The organism is Caulobacter sp. GW821-FHT12F03 (genome assembly GCF_058806855.1).
On the sequence record NZ_JBXAQC010000005.1, the window covers coordinates 80,853 to 96,577 of the forward strand.

The 15,725-nt window shown below is 70.4% G+C and carries 17 protein-coding genes; 11 read left to right on the plus strand and 6 right to left on the minus strand.

What is annotated here, in order from left to right:
- Positions 1-95 precede the first annotated feature (95 nt).
- Entirely contained in the window at positions 96-743 is a 648-nt protein-coding gene (locus AC1RN0_RS13170; RefSeq protein WP_492787902.1) for an arylesterase, read from the minus strand.
- Positions 744-825: 82 nt separating this feature from the next.
- On the opposite strand from AC1RN0_RS13170, the gene AC1RN0_RS13175 reads away from it, so the two are divergent.
- From AC1RN0_RS13175 to AC1RN0_RS13185, 3 genes are all read left to right on the plus strand, one after another.
- Complete coding sequence (locus AC1RN0_RS13175; protein WP_492787903.1) at positions 826-1,518, plus strand: ABC transporter ATP-binding protein; 693 nt, start codon at positions 826-828, stop codon at positions 1,516-1,518.
- Positions 1,518-4,037, plus strand: a complete 2,520-nt coding sequence (locus AC1RN0_RS13180) for an ABC transporter permease (RefSeq protein ID WP_492787904.1) — start codon at positions 1,518-1,520, stop codon at positions 4,035-4,037. The genes AC1RN0_RS13175 and AC1RN0_RS13180 overlap by 1 nt, the downstream gene beginning before the upstream one ends.
- 101 nt (positions 4,038-4,138) lie before the next feature.
- Complete coding sequence (locus AC1RN0_RS13185; protein ID WP_492787905.1) at positions 4,139-4,891, plus strand: Bax inhibitor-1/YccA family protein; 753 nt, start codon at positions 4,139-4,141, stop codon at positions 4,889-4,891.
- A 62-nt stretch (positions 4,892-4,953) separates the two neighbouring features.
- Here AC1RN0_RS13185 and AC1RN0_RS13190 read toward each other — a convergent pair whose 3' ends face one another.
- Positions 4,954-5,289 (minus strand): DUF2794 domain-containing protein, encoded by a 336-nt coding sequence (locus AC1RN0_RS13190; RefSeq protein ID WP_492787906.1) that lies wholly within the window; start codon positions 5,287-5,289, stop codon positions 4,954-4,956.
- Positions 5,290-5,624: 335 nt separating this feature from the next.
- Between AC1RN0_RS13190 and AC1RN0_RS13195 the strand changes: the two genes are divergently transcribed.
- The gene (locus AC1RN0_RS13195) at positions 5,625-6,359 is read left to right on the plus strand and encodes an SDR family NAD(P)-dependent oxidoreductase (protein WP_492787907.1); all 735 of its coding nucleotides are present in this window, start codon (positions 5,625-5,627) and stop codon (positions 6,357-6,359) included.
- A 266-nt stretch (positions 6,360-6,625) separates the two neighbouring features.
- Here AC1RN0_RS13195 and AC1RN0_RS13200 read toward each other — a convergent pair whose 3' ends face one another.
- Both AC1RN0_RS13200 and acnA read right to left on the minus strand, forming a co-directional pair.
- Entirely contained in the window at positions 6,626-7,324 is a 699-nt protein-coding gene (locus tag AC1RN0_RS13200; protein ID WP_492787908.1) for a DUF1223 domain-containing protein, read from the minus strand.
- 147 nt (positions 7,325-7,471) lie between these two features.
- Entirely contained in the window at positions 7,472-10,168 is a 2,697-nt protein-coding gene (gene acnA / locus AC1RN0_RS13205) for an aconitate hydratase AcnA (protein WP_492787909.1), read from the minus strand.
- A 201-nt stretch (positions 10,169-10,369) separates the two neighbouring features.
- Here acnA and ccmA point away from each other — a divergent pair, with 201 nt between their 5' ends.
- The 7 genes from ccmA (at position 10,370) to AC1RN0_RS13240 (ending at position 14,221) form a co-directional block, all read left to right on the plus strand.
- Positions 10,370-10,975 carry a heme ABC exporter ATP-binding protein CcmA gene (ccmA, locus tag AC1RN0_RS13210; RefSeq protein WP_492787910.1) on the plus strand — a complete coding sequence of 202 codons (606 nt, stop codon included), beginning with the start codon at positions 10,370-10,372 and terminating at the stop codon, positions 10,973-10,975.
- A complete protein-coding gene (gene ccmB, locus AC1RN0_RS13215; RefSeq protein WP_492787911.1) occupies positions 10,972-11,637 on the plus strand; it encodes a heme exporter protein CcmB in 666 nt (221 codons plus the stop codon). Before ccmA ends, ccmB begins: the two co-directional genes overlap by 4 nt.
- A gap of 102 nt (positions 11,638-11,739) precedes the next feature.
- A complete protein-coding gene (locus AC1RN0_RS13220) occupies positions 11,740-12,450 on the plus strand; it encodes a Spy/CpxP family protein refolding chaperone (RefSeq protein WP_492787912.1) in 711 nt (236 codons plus the stop codon).
- 45 nt (positions 12,451-12,495) lie between these two features.
- On the plus strand, positions 12,496-13,218 hold the full coding sequence (locus AC1RN0_RS13225) for a heme ABC transporter permease (RefSeq protein WP_492787913.1): 723 nt from the start codon (positions 12,496-12,498) through the stop codon (positions 13,216-13,218).
- Positions 13,219-13,222: 4 nt separating this feature from the next.
- Complete coding sequence (gene ccmD / locus AC1RN0_RS13230; RefSeq protein WP_492787914.1) at positions 13,223-13,375, plus strand: heme exporter protein CcmD; 153 nt, start codon at positions 13,223-13,225, stop codon at positions 13,373-13,375.
- The gene (locus tag AC1RN0_RS13235; protein WP_492787915.1) at positions 13,372-13,887 is read left to right on the plus strand and encodes a DsbE family thiol:disulfide interchange protein; all 516 of its coding nucleotides are present in this window, start codon (positions 13,372-13,374) and stop codon (positions 13,885-13,887) included. Before ccmD ends, AC1RN0_RS13235 begins: the two co-directional genes overlap by 4 nt.
- Before the next feature lie 49 nt (positions 13,888-13,936).
- A complete protein-coding gene (locus AC1RN0_RS13240; protein WP_492787916.1) occupies positions 13,937-14,221 on the plus strand; it encodes a hypothetical protein in 285 nt (94 codons plus the stop codon).
- Positions 14,222-14,354: 133 nt separating this feature from the next.
- Here AC1RN0_RS13240 and AC1RN0_RS13245 read toward each other — a convergent pair whose 3' ends face one another.
- Positions 14,355-14,948 (minus strand): MarR family winged helix-turn-helix transcriptional regulator, encoded by a 594-nt coding sequence (locus tag AC1RN0_RS13245; RefSeq protein WP_492787917.1) that lies wholly within the window; start codon positions 14,946-14,948, stop codon positions 14,355-14,357.
- Between the two features lie 173 nt (positions 14,949-15,121).
- Positions 15,122-15,718, minus strand: coding sequence for an inner membrane-spanning protein YciB (locus AC1RN0_RS13250; protein ID WP_492787918.1), 597 nt, complete (start codon positions 15,716-15,718; stop codon positions 15,122-15,124).
- Between the last annotated feature and the right edge of the window lie 7 nt (positions 15,719-15,725).

Sequence of the window (15,725 nt, forward strand, 5' to 3'; positions counted from 1 at the left end):
GTTTCTTGGTGAGCCCCGCACCTAACGGGCGTCGCGCCGTTTGGCGATTGAGAATGCGCATCACTCGAAGGCGCGGGCGGTCCGCCGCGCGGCTGCTACCGCCGCGTCGCCAACGCCTTCGCCACCACCGGCGCCAGTTTCGCGGCGATGATGCTCACGCCGGTGGCGTTGGGATGGATGCCGTCCCGCTGGTTCAGCCGCGGCACGCCGGCGACGCCTTCCAGCAGGTTCGGGTAGAGCGCCACGTGGTGTTGCGACGCCAGGGCCGGATAGACGGCGCCGAACTCGCGGGCGTAGCCGCGGCCGATCGCCGTCGGCGCGGCCAGGCCCGCCAGCACGACGGTGATCTTGCGCGCCTTCAGGCGGCGGATGATGCGGTCGAGATTGGCCTTCGTCTGCTTCGGGTCGAGACCCTGCAGCAGATCGTTGCCGCCGAGGGCCACGACGCAGACGGCGGTGTCGGCCTGGACGCTGAAGTCGACACGCGCCGCGCCGCCGGCGCTGGTGTCGCCGCTGACGCCGGCGGCCCGCACGCGCGTCCCCGGCGCCAGCCTGGAAAGGTTCGCCTCCAGCCGCGCGGGCAGGGCGTCGCGCGCGGGCAGGCCATAGCCGGCGGTGATCGAGTCCCCGAGCATGGTGACGATGCGCGGCTTGCCGGCCGCGAACACCGGCGTCGCGGCCGCGCCGAGGATCAGGGCGCCGATGGCGCGGCGGGTGATGGGTCCGTGAGGTGTGCTGGCCATGTCTTCGTCCTATGTAGGGTGCAGACCACCGGCTCCAACAGCCCCCGCGGCAATTCTCCTCCGGAAGAAGACACGTTCTCCCATGTTCGACGCCACCCCGATCGCCGCGCCCCTGACCCTTGAAGCGGTGACCCTCACCCTGCCGTCCGTCGCCGGGCCGGTGGAGATCCTGCGCGGCGTCAGCCTGTCGGTTGCGGCCGGCGAACGGGTGGCGGTTGTCGGACCCTCCGGCTCAGGCAAGTCGTCGCTGATCGCGGTCGCGGCGGGGCTGGAGCGGCCCACCTCGGGCGTGGTGCGGCTGTTCGGCCAGGACCTGGCGGCGCTGGGCGAGGACGGCCGGGCCCGGCTGCGGCGGGGCAAGGTCTCTCTGGTGTTCCAGGCCTTCCACCTGCTGCCCAACATGACCGCCGAGGAGAACGTCGCCGCGCCGCTGGAGCTGGCCGGGATCGCCGGCGCCGCGAAGTCGGCCCGCGACTGGCTGGCCCGTGTGGGCCTCAGCGAACGGCTGCGCCACTATCCGACCCAGCTCTCCGGCGGCGAGCAGCAGCGCGTGGCGCTGGCCCGCGCTCTGGCCATCCAGCCGGCCCTGCTGTTCGCCGACGAGCCGACCGGCAACCTCGACGCGGCGAACGCCGCCGGGGTGGCCGACATGATGTTCGACCTCGTCGCCGAGACCCGCGCGGCGCTGGTGCTGGTCACCCATGACGCCGCGCTGGCGGCCCGGGCCGACCGCCAGGTGACCATGGCCGCCGGCCAGATCGTCGGCGACGCCTGATGCCCCTCTCGCTCCGCTTCGCCCTGCGCGAACTGCGGTCCGGCGTGGCCGGCTTCCGCATCTTCCTCGCCTGTCTGGCGCTCGGCGTGTCGGCCATCGCCGCCGCCGGCTCGACCGCCGAAGCCTTCCGGGCCGGTCTGGCCGTCCAGGCCCGCGAGATCCTCGGCGGCGACCTGCGCGTCACGATCGACCGGCGGATGTTCACCCCGGCCGAGATCGCCCGCTTCAATGGCCTGGGCGGGACCGCCTTCTCCGCCGCCGCCTCGGCCATGGCCGAAGCCCCGTCCGGCGACCGCCGGCTGGTCGAACTGCGCGGGGTGTCGGATACCTATCCCCTGGCCGGCAAGGTTGAGCTGCGGGGCGCGCCCTCGCTGGCGGCCGCCTTCGCGCCGGAGGGCGACGCCAGCGGCGCGGTGGTCGAACAGGCCCTGCTCGACCGGCTGCACCTGAAGCTCGGCGACCGCTTTCTGATCGGCGACGCCCCGTTCATCGCCCGCGCCGTGCTGGTCCAGGAGCCCGACCGGCTCGGTCGCGGCTTCGGCCTCGGCCCGCGCGTCCTGACCACGCTCGCGGCCGTCGAGAAGGGCGGCTTCCTCCAGCCTGGCATGCCCAACACCAACGAGGCCGTGCGCATCGCGCTCAAGCCGCAATACGCCACCAACGCCGGCATCGACGCCCTGGTGAAGACCCTGAAGAAGGATGGCTTCGAGGCGCGCGGCCGCAACGACGCCGGCGGCGGCATCAAGCGGCTGATCGACCAGCTGGAATACTTCCTCGGCTTCATCGGCCTGGCCTCTCTCGTCGCCGGCGGCCTGGGCGTGGCCGGCGCCGTCTCGGCCTATCTGGAACAGCGCAAGCCCTCGATCGCCGTGCTCAAGGCGCTGGGCGCCGAGGGGGCGCTGATCCGCAATCTCTACCTGATCCAGATCGCCGTGCTGTCGGCGCTGGGCGTGGCCATCGGCCTGGCCGTCGGCGCCGTCGCGCCGCTGGTGCTGGGCGAGCTGGCGAAGGACCAGTTGCCGGTCCCGGCGCTGTTCGCCGTCTATCCGGCGCCGCTGCTCAAGGCGGCCCTGTTCGGCCTGCTGGCCGCCGCCGCCTTCAGCCTGGCCCCGCTGGCCCGGGCGCGGGCGACGCCGCCGTCTTCGCTGTTCCGTCGCGACCTGACCGGACGGCTGGCGTTCGGGCCGGAGGTCGTCGTCGCCGTGCTGGCCGGAGTCGGCCTCGCCGCCCTGGCCATTGTCACGGCCCCGACGCCGATGGCCGCCGGGATCATGATCGCCGGGGTGGCTTTCGCTTTCGGCCTGCTCTGGGCGCTCGGACGCGGCGCGGCCCTGCTGGCCGGACGGCTGCGCGGCTTCGCCCGGGGCGCGGTGCGCATCGGCATCGCCAACCTGGCCGGACCGCGCTCCGCTGCCCGCACGGCCGCTCCGGCCATCGGCCTCGGCGTCGCCCTGCTGGCGGCGGTGGTGCTGATCCAGTCGAGCCTGCTGGCCCAGGTCAGCGAGGTCGCGCCGAAGACCGCCCCGGCCATGGTGTTCACGGAAATCCCGGGTGACCGCGCCGGCGACTTCGACGCCGCCGTCAGCAAGGCCTTCGGCGTCCCTCTGACCGACCGCAACTGGCTGCGCGCGCCGTTCACCACCGGCCGCATCACCCGGGTGAAGGGCGAGCTGGTCGACCTGAAGCGCATCAAGGACAGCGAGCGCTGGGCCTATGACAATGACATCCAGATCTCGGTCATCGGGCCCGAACCGAAGGAGTCGGGCGTCGTCGAGGGCCGCTGGTGGCCGGCCGACTATGCCGGCGAACCGGTCATCGCCATGGAGGCCGACGCGGCGCGCGGGGCGGGCCTGAAGGTCGGCGACAGCCTGACCCTCAACGTGCTGGGCCGCGAGCTCGACGTGAAGGTCGCCGTGCTGCGCAAGGTCGACTGGGGCGGTTTCGGCCCGTCCTTCCCGATCATCATCGATCCCGCCGCGCTTGAGGGCGCGGTCATGCCGCAGGTGGCCATCGCCAAGGGCGACCGGACACAGGAGGCCGCGGTTACCCGAGCGCTCGGCCAGGACTTCCCGATGGTCAATGTGATCAGCGTGCGGGAGCAGCTTGAGGCGGCTACCGAGATGCTCGACCGCCTCGTGCTGGCGGTGCAGGGCGCGGCCTCGGTGGCGGCGCTCGCCGGCCTGCTGGTGCTGGCCGGGGCCATCGCCGCCGGCGCGCGGGCCCGGGCCCGCGAAGCAGCCACGCTCAAGGTGCTCGGCGGCTCGCGGCTGCAGATTCTCACCGCCTACGGGGTCGAGTACGGCGCGGTCGGGCTGATCGCCGGTCTCGCCGGCGTCGCCCTCGGCTACGCCGCCGCCTGGCCGGTGGTGGTCAAGGTGTTCGAGGCGAAATGGAGCGTGGACTGGGCCGGGGTCGGAACCCTACTGGGCGCGGCCGTGGGCCTCGCCACCCTCGGCGGCCTGCTGGCGGCGATGCAGGCCCTGTCGAAGCGACCGGCTCCGGTTCTGCGGGCCGAATAGGGCCTGACAAAACCGTTATGCCATCACCGCTTGCGTCAGGCGGTCGCACTCCCGATATTCAACAGGCGCCCACGACGGGCGCGTTGAAAGGGCTATTTCAAATGAGCGACTTCGGACGCGGACCTGCGCGCTCGATTCCGCAGGCTGCCGACATGGCCGTGGACGCGGGTCTCCGCGCCTTCATGCTCGGCGTCTACAACAAGATGGCGCTGGGCCTGCTGCTGTCGGCGGCGCTGGCTTATGCGACGTCCAGCATCCCCGCCGTCACCACCCTGCTGTATGTCACCACGCCCACGGGCGCGCTGGCGGGCTTCACCCTGCTCGGCCAGATCGTGCGGTTCGCGCCGCTGGCCATGGTGCTGGTGGCGATGTTCGGCATGCGCAACATGACCGCGCGCAGCTCGGGTATCTACTACTGGTCGATCGTCACGGCGATCGGCGCGGGCCTGGGCATCTGGCTGCTGATCTACACCGGCGCCTCGGTGTTCATGACCTTCCTGATCACGGCCACCGCCTTCGGCGCCCTGAGCCTGGTCGGCTACACCACCAAGAAGGACCTGTCGGGCTTCGGCAGCTTCCTGATCATGGGCGTCTGGGGCCTGGTGATCGCCAGCCTGGTCAACATGTTCCTCAACCTGCCGGCCATCTACTGGATCATCAACGTCGTCGGCGTGCTGATCTTCGCCGGCCTGACCGCCTACGACACCCAGCGGCTGAAGCTGACCTACTACCAGGTCAAGGACAGCGGCGAGGGCATGGCCGTCGCCACCAACATGGGCGCGCTGAGCCTGTATCTGGACTTCATCAACCTGTTCCAGTTCCTGCTCGCCTTCATGGGCGGCCGTCGCAGCTAGCGATCGCCGGACACCGAAACGATCAGGCCCCGCCGGTTCTCCGGCGGGGCCTTTTTTCTGGGCTATTCGACGACCGTGAACCGGCCCTTGTCGAACACCTTGAGCACCTGCTCCAGCTCGTGGCCGCGCTTGAGGATATGTCCCGACTGGGTCAGCACCGCCCACTGGCCCTGCTTGCGCGCCAGCGCCGGGCGCTTCTCGATGCGATAGAGCGGCTGTTCGGAGGCGCGCCGGAAGACGCTGAACACGGCGCTCTCGGACAGGCCGGCGATGGCGTAGTCGCGCCACTCGCCGGCGGCCACCATCCGCCCGTACAGGCGGAGCAACCGCTCCAGCTCCCGCCGTTCGAAGAACACCACGGCGGCGGACGATTGCGCGTATGTCGGATCAAACGCCATGCCCGGCGAGGCTAGACCCAAACCGGCCGGTTTGGCGAGAGGCGTCGCCGAATAGCCACGCTTCGCCGATTTGTGGAACAGCGGTCACGCGGCGCCCTTAAATGACCTCATTTCGGACGCGCGCGCGCCAGTAAGGGGCGTCAGGTTCTGACTGTCGGCCGGTCAGAAGCCTCGCAGGTCCCGGATCCTGAACAGCCCCCCCAGCCCCCCCTGGATCGCGGGCTTCGGATCGGCCGACACTCTAAATCCCCTCGTGAATGAACCCCCGTTGCCTTCCCCTCCGGCAGCGGGGGTTTCATTTTGTCCAAAGCACAACGGACAGGGCGGAAACGATCATGGGCAGACTCGAGGGCCGTAGGGCCATCGTCACCGGCGCGGCCAGCGGCATCGGCCGGGCCAGCGCCGAGCTGTTCGCCAGCGAGGGCGCGCGGGTCCTGGCCGTGGACCGGCCGACCGCCGACCTGACCTTCGACCATTCCGCCATCGTCCCCATGGGCCAGGACATCAGCGAGGACGGCGGCCCCGCCGCCATCGTGGCGAAGGCCGTCGAGGCTTTCGGCGGACTGGACATCGTCTACAACAACGCCGGCGTCTCGGGCTCCACGCCGGTCGGGGAGACCAGCGACGAGGCCTTCGACCGCCAGATCGCCATCAATCTGCGCGCGGCCTTCCGCATCAGCCGCGAGGCCGTGCCGCATCTGGTGAAGTCCGGCGTCGGCCGGCTGATCTTCACCGCCTCGATCATGGCCAGGCACACCGACAACGGCCTGGTGGCCTATTCGGCGTCCAAGGCCGGCGTGGTCGGCATGATGCGCACCTTCGCCCTTGAGCTCGGCCGCCAGGGCGTCACCGCCAACGCCATCCTGCCGGGAGCCATCGCCACCGGCATGACCGCCGCCAGCTTCCAGCACGACGAGATCGCGGCCCTGTGGGCGAAGAAGGCGGCGCTGAAGCGTCTCGGCCAGCCGATCGACATCGCGCGAGCCGCCCTGTTCCTCGCGTCCGACGACGGCGGCTTCGTCACCGGCCAGGCGCTGGGCGTCGACGGCGGGTTGATGCTGCGGGTGTAGCGTGCGTGGTTCGACACGCGCCCTTCGGGCGCTGCTCAACATGACGAGGAACTTGAAGCCCACCCCTCCACGTCATCCTGAGCAGGCGCGAAGCGCCGTGTCGAAGGACGCAACGACACGTGCGGACAGCTCGAGACGAAGTGCGTCCTTCGAGACGCTCGCTTGAGGCTCGCTCCTCAGGATGACGTAGAGGGTTGGACCGCGCTTCTGTTCGTCACGGTGAGGAGCGATCCCTCAGGATCGCGTCTCGAACCACGCAACCAGGCCTAGGGCTTAACCGCCACGCCCAGGATCTTGCCGCCCTTGGGAGCCTGGACGATCACGGCCATGGCCAGGCCTTCCAGCTTCGTCGCCGGCAGGCGGTAGGCAGTGGGGCGGCCGCGCCAGCCGCCGAGCCGCACGATCTCGCGGACGACGTTGCGCTGGACCAGGGCCTGGCCCTTGTTGTCGCCGCGCTTGGGGGTGATTTCCAGCGACCGAGGATCATAGCGCACCAGCCAGACATCGGCTCCGCCGCGCGGCGAGGGGCCCGAGCCGACGGCGACGCGGCGGTCGCCGATGAACAGCATGTCGGGCGGGTTGCCGGGAGTCTTCAGGGCCGTGGCGACCAGGGTCTCGACCGCCTCGCCTTTGACGCCGGAGGCCTGCACCCGGCCGCCGATGACCACCTGCGGGGTGTAGACCTCGCGCAGGGCCAGCTTGCGGGCGTAGGCCCGCTGGCGATCGGTGAACTCGGGCCGGGCGAAGGTGTCGGGCCAGCCGAGGTAGTCCCAGTAGTCGACCGCGAAGGTCAGGGCCAGGACGTCCGGCCGTTCGGCCAGCTCGCCGACCAGGGCGTTGGCCGCCACGCAGGACGAGCAGCCCTGGGCCGTGAACAGCTCGACGACGACCGCCGGCCGCGCCTGGGCAGGCGAGGCCGTCGGCGACAGCAGCAACAGGAGAAGGGCGAGAAAAGCTTTCCGCATCGCGGCGCACTTAATCGGAGAAGCGACGGCCGCGCGTTTCACGAGGCCGTGAAGTGGGGACATGTTCCGGCGAAGCCGGTACGTGTCCCCTGATCGAGCTACCGAGGTTTAGGGGACACGTACCTGCGGTACATGTCCCCGTCTCCCTTAACCCGTCGGGCCGGCGAGGTTGCGCAGCACGTAGTTCAGCACGCCGCCGTTCTGGAAGTACTCCAGCTCGGTCGGGCCATCGATGCGGCAGCGCACCGGGAAGCGGGCGATGCGGCCGTCCGACGGGCGGTACAGCTCGACGATCAGCTGCTTGCGCGGCGACAGGTCCTGCAGCCCGCGGATCGAGACGATTTCCTCGCCGGTCAGGCCCAGGCGCTGCCAGCCGTCCGACAGGAACTGCAGCGGAAGCACGCCCATCTGCACCAGGTTCGAGCGGTGGATGCGCTCGAAGGTCTCGGCGATGACGGCGCGGACGCCGAGCAGCTTGGCGCCCTTGGCCGCCCAGTCGCGCGACGAGCCGGTGCCGTATTCCTTGCCCGCGAAGACGACGGCCGGACGGCCCTCGGCTTCATAGCGCATGGCGGCGTCATAGATCGACATGACCTCGCCCGACGGGAAGTGCTTGGTCACGCCGCCTTCGATGTCGGGCGTGATCTTGTTGCGGATGCGGATGTTGGCGAAGGTGCCGCGCATCATCACTTCGTGGTTGCCGCGACGGCTGCCGTAGCCGTTGAAGTCCTCGAAGCGGACCTGGTGCGACAGCAGGTATTCACCGGCCGGCGAGGTCTTCTTGATCGAACCGGCCGGGCTGATGTGGTCGGTGGTGATGGAGTCGCCGAACACGCCCAGCACGCGGGCCTCGATGATGTCCTTCACCGGCGAGGGCGTCATCGACATGCCCTCGAAGTAGGGCGGGTTCTGGACGTAGGTCGAGCCCATGTCCCACGCGTAGGTCTGGCCGCCCTCGACCTTGATGGCCTGCCAGTTCTTGTCGCCCTTGAACACGTCGCCGTAGCGCTTGGCGAACATCTCGCTGGTCACCGACTTGCGCTGCAGGTCGGCGATGTCCTTCGAGGTCGGCCAGATGTCCTTCAGGAAGACGTCGTTGCCCTTCTTGTCCTGACCGATCGGCTCTTTGGTCAGGTCGATGCGCATCGTGCCGGCGAGAGCGTAGGCCACCACCAGCGGCGGCGAGGCCAGGTAGTTGGCGCGCACGTCCGGGTTCACCCGGCCTTCGAAGTTGCGGTTGCCCGACAGCACCGAGCAGGCGACCAGGTCGCCCTCGTTGACCGCGGCGCTGATCGCGTCGGGCAGCGGGCCGGAGTTGCCGATGCAGGTGGTGCAGCCGTAGCCGACCAGGTTGAAGCCGAGGGCGTCGAGCGACTTGGTCAGGCCGGCCTTGGCCAGGTAGTCGGTGACCACCTGCGAGCCGGGGGCCAGCGAGGTCTTCACCCAGGGCTTCACCTTCAGGCCCTTGGCCACCGCGTTCTTGGCCAGCAGGCCGGCGGCGATCAGGACGCTGGGGTTGGAGGTGTTGGTGCAGCTGGTGATGGCCGCGATGACCACGTCGCCGTGGCCCACGTCGAAGGTCTCGCCCGCGACCGGCACGCGGCGGTCGGTCTGTTCCTTCTTGCCGAACTCGTCGCCGAGCGCGGCTTCAAAGGCGGCGGCGGAGTCGCTCAGCAGCACGCGGTCCTGCGGACGCTTGGGGCCGGCCAGCGAAGGCAGCACGTCGGCCAGGTCGAGTTCCAGCACGTCAGTGAAGACGGGCTCCTCGGCTTCCGGATCGAACCACAGGCCCTGGGCCTTGGCGTAGGCTTCCACCAGGTTGACGCGCTGGGCGTCGCGGTTGGTGGCGCGCAGATAGTCGATGGTCGACTGGCTGATCGGGAAGAAGCCGCAGGTGGCGCCGTATTCCGGGGCCATGTTGGCGATGGTCGCCTGGTCCTCGATGGTCAGGTTGGCCAGGCCGTTGCCGAAGAACTCGACGAACTTGCCGACCACGCCCTTCTTGCGCAGCATCTGGGTGACGGTCAGCACCAGGTCGGTGGCGGTCGCGCCTTCCGGCAGGGCGCCGGTCAGGCGGAAGCCGATCACTTCCGGGATCAGCATCGGGATGGCCTGGCCGAGCATGGCGGCTTCGGCTTCGATGCCGCCTACGCCCCAGCCCAGCACCGACAGGCCGTTGACCATCGTGGTGTGCGAGTCCGTGCCGACCACGGTGTCAGGATAGGCGACGTCATGCTCGAGGCCGGCGTCCGGCGCGGTCCAGACCGTCTGGGCCAGGTATTCCAGGTTCACCTGGTGGCAGATGCCGGTGCCCGGGGGCACCACGCGGAAGTTGTTGAACGCCGAGGAGCCCCAGCGCAGGAAGCGGTACCGCTCGATGTTGCGCTCGTACTCACGGTCGACGTTCTCGCCGTAGCTCTTGGCCGTGCCGAAGAAGTCCACCATCACCGAGTGATCGATGACCAGGTCGACGGGGATCAGCGGATTGATCTTGGTCGGGTCGGCGCCCAGGGCGTTCATGGCGTCGCGCATGGCGGCCAGGTCGACGACGGCCGGCACGCCGGTGAAGTCCTGCATCAGCACCCGCGCCGGGCGGAAGCTGATCTCGTGCTCGACGCCGCCCTTGTTGTCGACCCAGGCCGCGACGGCCTTGAGGTCGGCTTCGGTGGTGTCGCCGCCATTTTCGTTGCGCAGGAGGTTCTCCAGCAGAACCTTCATTGACACGGGCAGGCGGCTCACGCCTTTCAGGCCGGCGTCTTCCGCCGCCGTCAGGCTGTAGTAGACGTAGTTCGTGCCGCCGACCGCGAGGGTCCGGCGGGTGTGCAAGCTATCGATAGACGCCATGTGGGGGAGTCCTTTCCTGTTCTCGGCCGCCCGAAAACCACTTCCGGGATCGCGCGCTCGGAAAGGACTCACAGCGTCCCCCCCGGCGCGGCGTATCTCCGCGCGCGGACGCGCGGGGCCGATGGCGCGCTGCATACGCCCGGTCGCGCCATCCGTCCATGCCCGCGTCAGGGACTTTTCCACCCGCTCCGGGGACCCGCGATGATTTCTGGACTGGTGGTTGAAGACCTCGCGATACGCCGTGGAGAGCGGCTCCTGTTCGAACATCTGTCGTTCCGGGCCTCGGCCGGCGAGGCCATCGCCCTGATCGGCCGCAACGGCGCGGGCAAGACCAGCCTGCTGCGGGCGGTCGCCGGCCTGCTGCGTCCGGTCGCCGGAGCGGTGCGTTTCGAGGGCGCCGAGGATGTCGCCGACGCCCGGTCGCGCGACCTGCACCTGATCGGCCACCACGACGGGCTCAAGGGCGGCCGCACCGCGCGTGAGGAGCTGGCTTTCGCCGCCCGCTGGAGCGGCGGCGACGACGCCGGCCTGGCGCGCGCCGCCGAGGCGCTGGATCTCGGCCGCCTGCTGGATCTCGAGGTGCGGAAACTGTCGGCCGGCCAGCGCCGCCGCGTCGGTCTCGCCCGCCTGGTGGCCGCGCCGCGCACCCTGTGGCTGCTGGACGAGCCGCTGGCCCCGCTGGACAGCGTCTGGCGCGAGCGTATCGGCGGCCTGCTGAAGGTCCATCTCGCCGGCGGCGGCATGCTGCTGGCGGCGGTGCACGACCCGTTGCCGGTGCCGGCCCGGGCGGTGGAGATCGGCGCATGAGCCCGCTCATCGTCCTGCTGCGCCGGGAGCTGGCCCTGGCCTGGGGCCGGGGCGGCGGACCGCTGCCGGCGCTGGCCTTCTACGCCGGCGTGACGACGCTCGTACCGCTGGCCGTCGGGCCCGACCCCGACCGGCTGGCCGTGATCGCCCCCGGCATCGCCTGGCTGGCGCTGGCGCTGGCCTCGCTGCTGTCGCTCGAGCGCCTGTTCGAGCGCGACTTCGAAGATGGGGCGCTGGACCTGCTGGCGCTCGGCGAACCGGGCCTGGAGGCGGTCTGCGCGGTCAAGGCCCTGGCCCAGTGGCTGGCCACCGGCCTGCCGCTGGCCTTCGCCGCGCCGATCGCCGCGCTGATGCTCGGCGCGCCCGTCGCGCTCGCGCCGGTCGTCCTGCTCTGCGCCCTCGTCGGCGGCCTGGCCTTCGCCTTCGTCGGCGGCATGGGCGCGGCCCTGACGCTGGGCAGCCGCCGGGGCGGGGTGCTGATCGCGGTGATCGTCCTGCCGCTGTTCGCTCCGCCGGTGATCTTTGGCGGCGGCGCCCTGGCCCAGGCCGCGTCCGCCACCGGCGGGACCTCGGGCCTGCTGCTGCTGTGCGCCTGGGCCGCCGCAGCGGTGGCGCTCAGCCCGCTGGCCATGGCCGCCGCCTGCCGCAACGCGCTGGATTGATCTGCAACAAGGCTGAAACAAACCGGCGTTCTACAGACAAACGCCAGCCATATGCGCCGTCCATACCTCCGGTCAGCACCAACCGGATTGGGGAGCAATCCAATGATTTTGAACTTCACCCGCGCCGCCCTGATGGCCGGCGTCATGACCCTCGGCCTGACCGCCGCCGCCTCGGCCCAGACGCCGCCGGCCCATGACCACGACGCGCCCCAGGTTGAGCGTCGCGTGGTCATCATGGGCGGTCCCGGCATGCAGGGGCCCGGCATGGGCGGCCCGGACATGGGCGGCATGCACGGCATGCACGGCCCGATGGATCCGGAAAAGCACGCGCGGCATATGCGCGACATCCTGCAGCTGCGGCCGGACCAGGAAGGTGCCCTGAAGACCTTCCTCGCGGCCATGGCCCCGCCCGCGCCGCCGGCCGACGGCGCCGCCCCGCCGAAGCCGATGGACATGCCCGGGACCACGCCCGAACGCCTGGCCATGGCCGAGAAGATGATGGCCGAGCACACGGCGGCGTTCAAAAAGCGCAACGACGCCATCCGCGCCTTCTACGGCCAGCTGACCCCCTCGCAGCAGAAGGCCTTCGATGCGCTGCACGAGGGCATGGGACCGATGCACGGCCCGGGCATGCGCATGGGCGGCATGGGCGGCATGGGCGGTCCGGGCATGGAGCGCCGCGTGCGCGTCATCCGCCAGGGCGGCCCTGAAGCGGCCGGCGCGCCGGGCGGCGGCATGTTCATCATCGACGGTCCGGGCGACGACGAGCCGTTCGAGATCGAGACCGACGGCGACGACGCGGGCGATCAGTAATCGCCACAGCTTGCCCGCCGGCTTCCCGAAGAGTAGTCGGCGGGCATGTTCGCCTTTCTCGCCAACCCCGACCGGTTCATGGCCTTCTCACGAAGGGCGGCGCCGGCGTTCGGCGGTCTGGCCGCCCTGCTGATCGTGGCGGGCCTCTGGTACACCTTCATCGCGCCCGAGGACTACCAGCAGGGCGACACGGTCCGGATCATGTTCATCCATGTGCCGGCGGCCTACATGGCCATGTTCAGCTACCTCTGTCTGGGCGTCGCCAGCTTCCTCTCCCTCGTCTACCGCCATGCGCTGGCCGACGCCGCCGCCCGCGCCTGCGCGCCGCTGGGCGCGGCCTTCACGGCCCTGGCCCTGGTCACCGGCGCGCTGTGGGGCAAGCCGATGTGGGGGACCTGGTGGGTGTGGGACGCGCGCCTGACCTCGGTGCTGGTGCTGTTCCTGTTCTGGCTCGGCTACATGGCCCTGCGGGCGGCGATCGACGACGAGACCAAAGCCGGCCGGGCGGCCGCCATCCTGGCCCTGGTGGGCCTGGTGAACCTGCCGGTGATCCACTTCTCGGTCGAATGGTGGAACAGCCTCCACCAGGGCGCGACGGTGTTCGCGGCCAAGGCGGAGAACCGGCTGCCGCCCGCCTATCTCATTCCCATGGCCCTGATGGCGCTGGGCTACACCTCGGCCTTCGGGTCGCTGTGGCTGGTGCGCATCCGGGCCGAGGTCTGGCGTCGTCGCGCGGCGGTGCTCGCCCTGCAGGCGGCGGAAGGCTGACGACATGCTCGATCTCGACACCGGCAAGTACGCCCTCTACGTCTGGCCGGCCTTCGCGGTTACGGCCCTGGCCTTCGGCTGGATGATCGCCGACAGCCTTGCCCGCGCCCGCCGCTGGAAACGCGAGGTCGAGGCCCGCGCGAAGGCGAAGTCGTGAAGCGCGTCCTCGCCTTCGCGCCGCTGATCGCCCTGGCCCTGCTGGCGGCGCTGTTCGTCGGCTATTCGCTCAAGCGCAATCCGCACGTCCAGCCCGCGGCGCTCGTCGGCCGGCCCGTGCCGGACCTCAGCCTGCCGCGTCTCGAGACCGGCCAGGCGGTTCCGGTCCGCCAGGCCGCGCCCGGCCCGCTGCTGATCAACTTCTACGCCTCCTGGTGCGCGCCCTGCGAGCTGGAGGCCCCGGCCCTGATGCGCCTGAAGGCCCAGGGCGTGACCATCGTCGGCGTCGGCTACAAGGACGCGCCGGACAACAACCGCGCCTTCCTCGGCCGGGTCGGCGACCCGTTCGCCGCGCACCTGCTCGACCGTGACGGCCGCGCGGGTCTTGAGTTCGGCGTCACCGGCGTGCCGGAAAGCTATGTCGTCGACGCCGCCGGCAAGATCATCGCCAAATACACCGGCGAACTGACGCCAGACGAAGAGCTGGCCATCATCGCGGCAACCCGGCGTTAACCACGACCGGGCATTTTACCGTCTCGTTAACCATAGCGCCGAGACGCCCGTGAACCCCGTTCGACCCAATGTCTGGGCCAATGTCCCGCCGCCCGGCCAGGGCGCCGGTCAGGGCGCGGCCAAACCCGCGGCGCAGCGGGCCTTCTTCGATGCGGCGCTCGGCAAGGCCGCCGGCGCCCCGCAGCAGACCCAGGCGACGGCGACGCCGGTGCGGACCGCGCCGGTCCAGGCTCAAGCGGCGCCGCAGCCCGTCCAGCGCATGCCGGCGGCGCAGCCGACCGAGCAACCGACGCGCATCCTGCGGCCTGGCTCGCTGCTGGATATCCGGGTCTAGCGCGCAATACCCGCTCATCCCGGCGAAGGCCGGGACCCAGGTTTTTTCTGGAACCCCACGGGCTCGGCCGGGAACTCAAAACGCCTGGGTCCCGGCCTTCGCCGGGAGGAGCGGATAATGGAGCGAGCGGCCTCTACTCCGCCGCAACCGCTTCCGCTGCCTTCTTCTTCTTTTTCTTCTTCTCGGGTTTCTCGGGCTTGTCCGCCTTGGGCGCCTTGGCGGCCTTCTCCGGCTTGGCGGGCTTCTCGGTCTTCGGCGCCTTGATCTTCTTGGCCTTGGCCGGAGCGTCGCTCGACAGGGCCGCCAGGGCCTCGAGGAAGGCGGCGCGCTTGCCCTTGGGCAGCAGCGCCAGCAGGCGGGCGTCGGCGGCGTCGGCGCGGGGGCCGATCTCGGCCAGGGCCGCGCGGCCCGCGTCGGTCAGATGCACGGCGTTGGCGCGGGCGTCGGCGGCGGAGCGCTCGCGGGCCAGCAGCCCCTTGTCGAGCATCCGGGCGATCATGTCGGCGAGGGTCGAGCGGTCGACGCCGGTCGCGGCGACCAGATCGGCCTGGGCCGCGCCTTCCTTCGCCGCGACGGCCATCAGAACCGCGTGCTGACGCTGTGTCACGCCGCCGGGGCCGCCTTCCTCAGCATAGAAATCGAGGGCCCGTTGCGCCGCGCGATGCAGCAGGTGTCCGACGGAAGCCTCCGTCGCCACGGCGCGCTTGCCAGCCTTGTCCTTGCCCATCGTCCGTCTCCCGGGTCCAACCGCAGGCGGACCATAATCATCCTACACGTCGGTTTGACGACAGACGATCTGTGTTCGGTTTTCGGCGGGACACGTTGCGGTGCGCGGCGGGCGGATTCCGCGGGAGACACCGGCGGGGGACACGCACCGAAGGCGGTGCCTGTCCCCGAGGATCAAACCCCAGGATCGGGCGGTTCAGGCGTCGCGTCGCCCTCTTCGGGCTTCTGCAGGTGCTTCATCATGAACGGCGTCTGCGACACCGAGAACACCAGCGCCAGCGGCAGCAGGGCGGTGCGGAAGTTGACCCAGAAGGCGTCGCTCTGGGTGTTGCGGATGACCTCGTTGGCCACCGCCACGGCGACGAAATACAGGCCGTAGCGCAGGGTCAGCTGGCGCCACGCGGCGTCGGGCATGCTCAGGCTCTCGCCGAGCAGCGCCTTGAGCGGGTTCCTGCCCAGCGCAAGCCCGCCCAGCAGCGCCGCGGCGAAGGCGGCGTTCTGGAAGGTGATCTTCATCTTCACGAACTCGGCGTCGTGGAACACCAGCGTCAGGCCGCCGAACACCACGGCGAACAGGCCGGCGATCAGGGGCAGGGGAGCCAGGCGCTTCTCGACGACGAAGCCGATGACCAGGGCGATGATCGAGGCGGCCACCAGCACCCCGGTGGCCATGATCAGGTCGCGGCCGAAGCCGTAGAAGGCCACGGCGAAGGCGATCGGCGCGCCGTAGTCGACGGCGCTGCGCACCCAGCGGGCGTGGGGTCCAGTCATGGGGGTA

Excerpts from the sequence above, each read along its gene's own strand:
- AC1RN0_RS13170 (WP_492787902.1), bottom strand. The coding sequence starts at position 743 with ATGGCCAGCACACCTCACGGACCCATCACCCGCCGCGCCATCGGCGCC.
- AC1RN0_RS13175 (WP_492787903.1), top strand. The coding sequence starts at position 826 with ATGTTCGACGCCACCCCGATCGCCGCGCCCCTGACCCTTGAAGCGGTG.
- AC1RN0_RS13180 (WP_492787904.1), top strand. The coding sequence starts at position 1,518 with ATGCCCCTCTCGCTCCGCTTCGCCCTGCGCGAACTGCGGTCCGGCGTG.
- AC1RN0_RS13185 (WP_492787905.1), top strand. The coding sequence starts at position 4,139 with ATGAGCGACTTCGGACGCGGACCTGCGCGCTCGATTCCGCAGGCTGCC.
- AC1RN0_RS13190 (WP_492787906.1), bottom strand. The coding sequence starts at position 5,289 with ATGGCGTTTGATCCGACATACGCGCAATCGTCCGCCGCCGTGGTGTTC.
- AC1RN0_RS13195 (WP_492787907.1), top strand. The coding sequence starts at position 5,625 with ATGGGCAGACTCGAGGGCCGTAGGGCCATCGTCACCGGCGCGGCCAGC.
- AC1RN0_RS13200 (WP_492787908.1), bottom strand. The coding sequence starts at position 7,324 with ATGCGGAAAGCTTTTCTCGCCCTTCTCCTGTTGCTGCTGTCGCCGACG.
- acnA (WP_492787909.1), bottom strand. The coding sequence starts at position 10,168 with ATGGCGTCTATCGATAGCTTGCACACCCGCCGGACCCTCGCGGTCGGC.
- ccmA (WP_492787910.1), top strand. The coding sequence starts at position 10,370 with ATGATTTCTGGACTGGTGGTTGAAGACCTCGCGATACGCCGTGGAGAG.
- ccmB (WP_492787911.1), top strand. The coding sequence starts at position 10,972 with ATGAGCCCGCTCATCGTCCTGCTGCGCCGGGAGCTGGCCCTGGCCTGG.
- AC1RN0_RS13220 (WP_492787912.1), top strand. The coding sequence starts at position 11,740 with ATGATTTTGAACTTCACCCGCGCCGCCCTGATGGCCGGCGTCATGACC.
- AC1RN0_RS13225 (WP_492787913.1), top strand. The coding sequence starts at position 12,496 with ATGTTCGCCTTTCTCGCCAACCCCGACCGGTTCATGGCCTTCTCACGA.
- ccmD (WP_492787914.1), top strand. The coding sequence starts at position 13,223 with ATGCTCGATCTCGACACCGGCAAGTACGCCCTCTACGTCTGGCCGGCC.
- AC1RN0_RS13245 (WP_492787917.1), bottom strand. The coding sequence starts at position 14,948 with ATGGGCAAGGACAAGGCTGGCAAGCGCGCCGTGGCGACGGAGGCTTCC.
- AC1RN0_RS13250 (WP_492787918.1), bottom strand. The coding sequence starts at position 15,718 with ATGACTGGACCCCACGCCCGCTGGGTGCGCAGCGCCGTCGACTACGGC.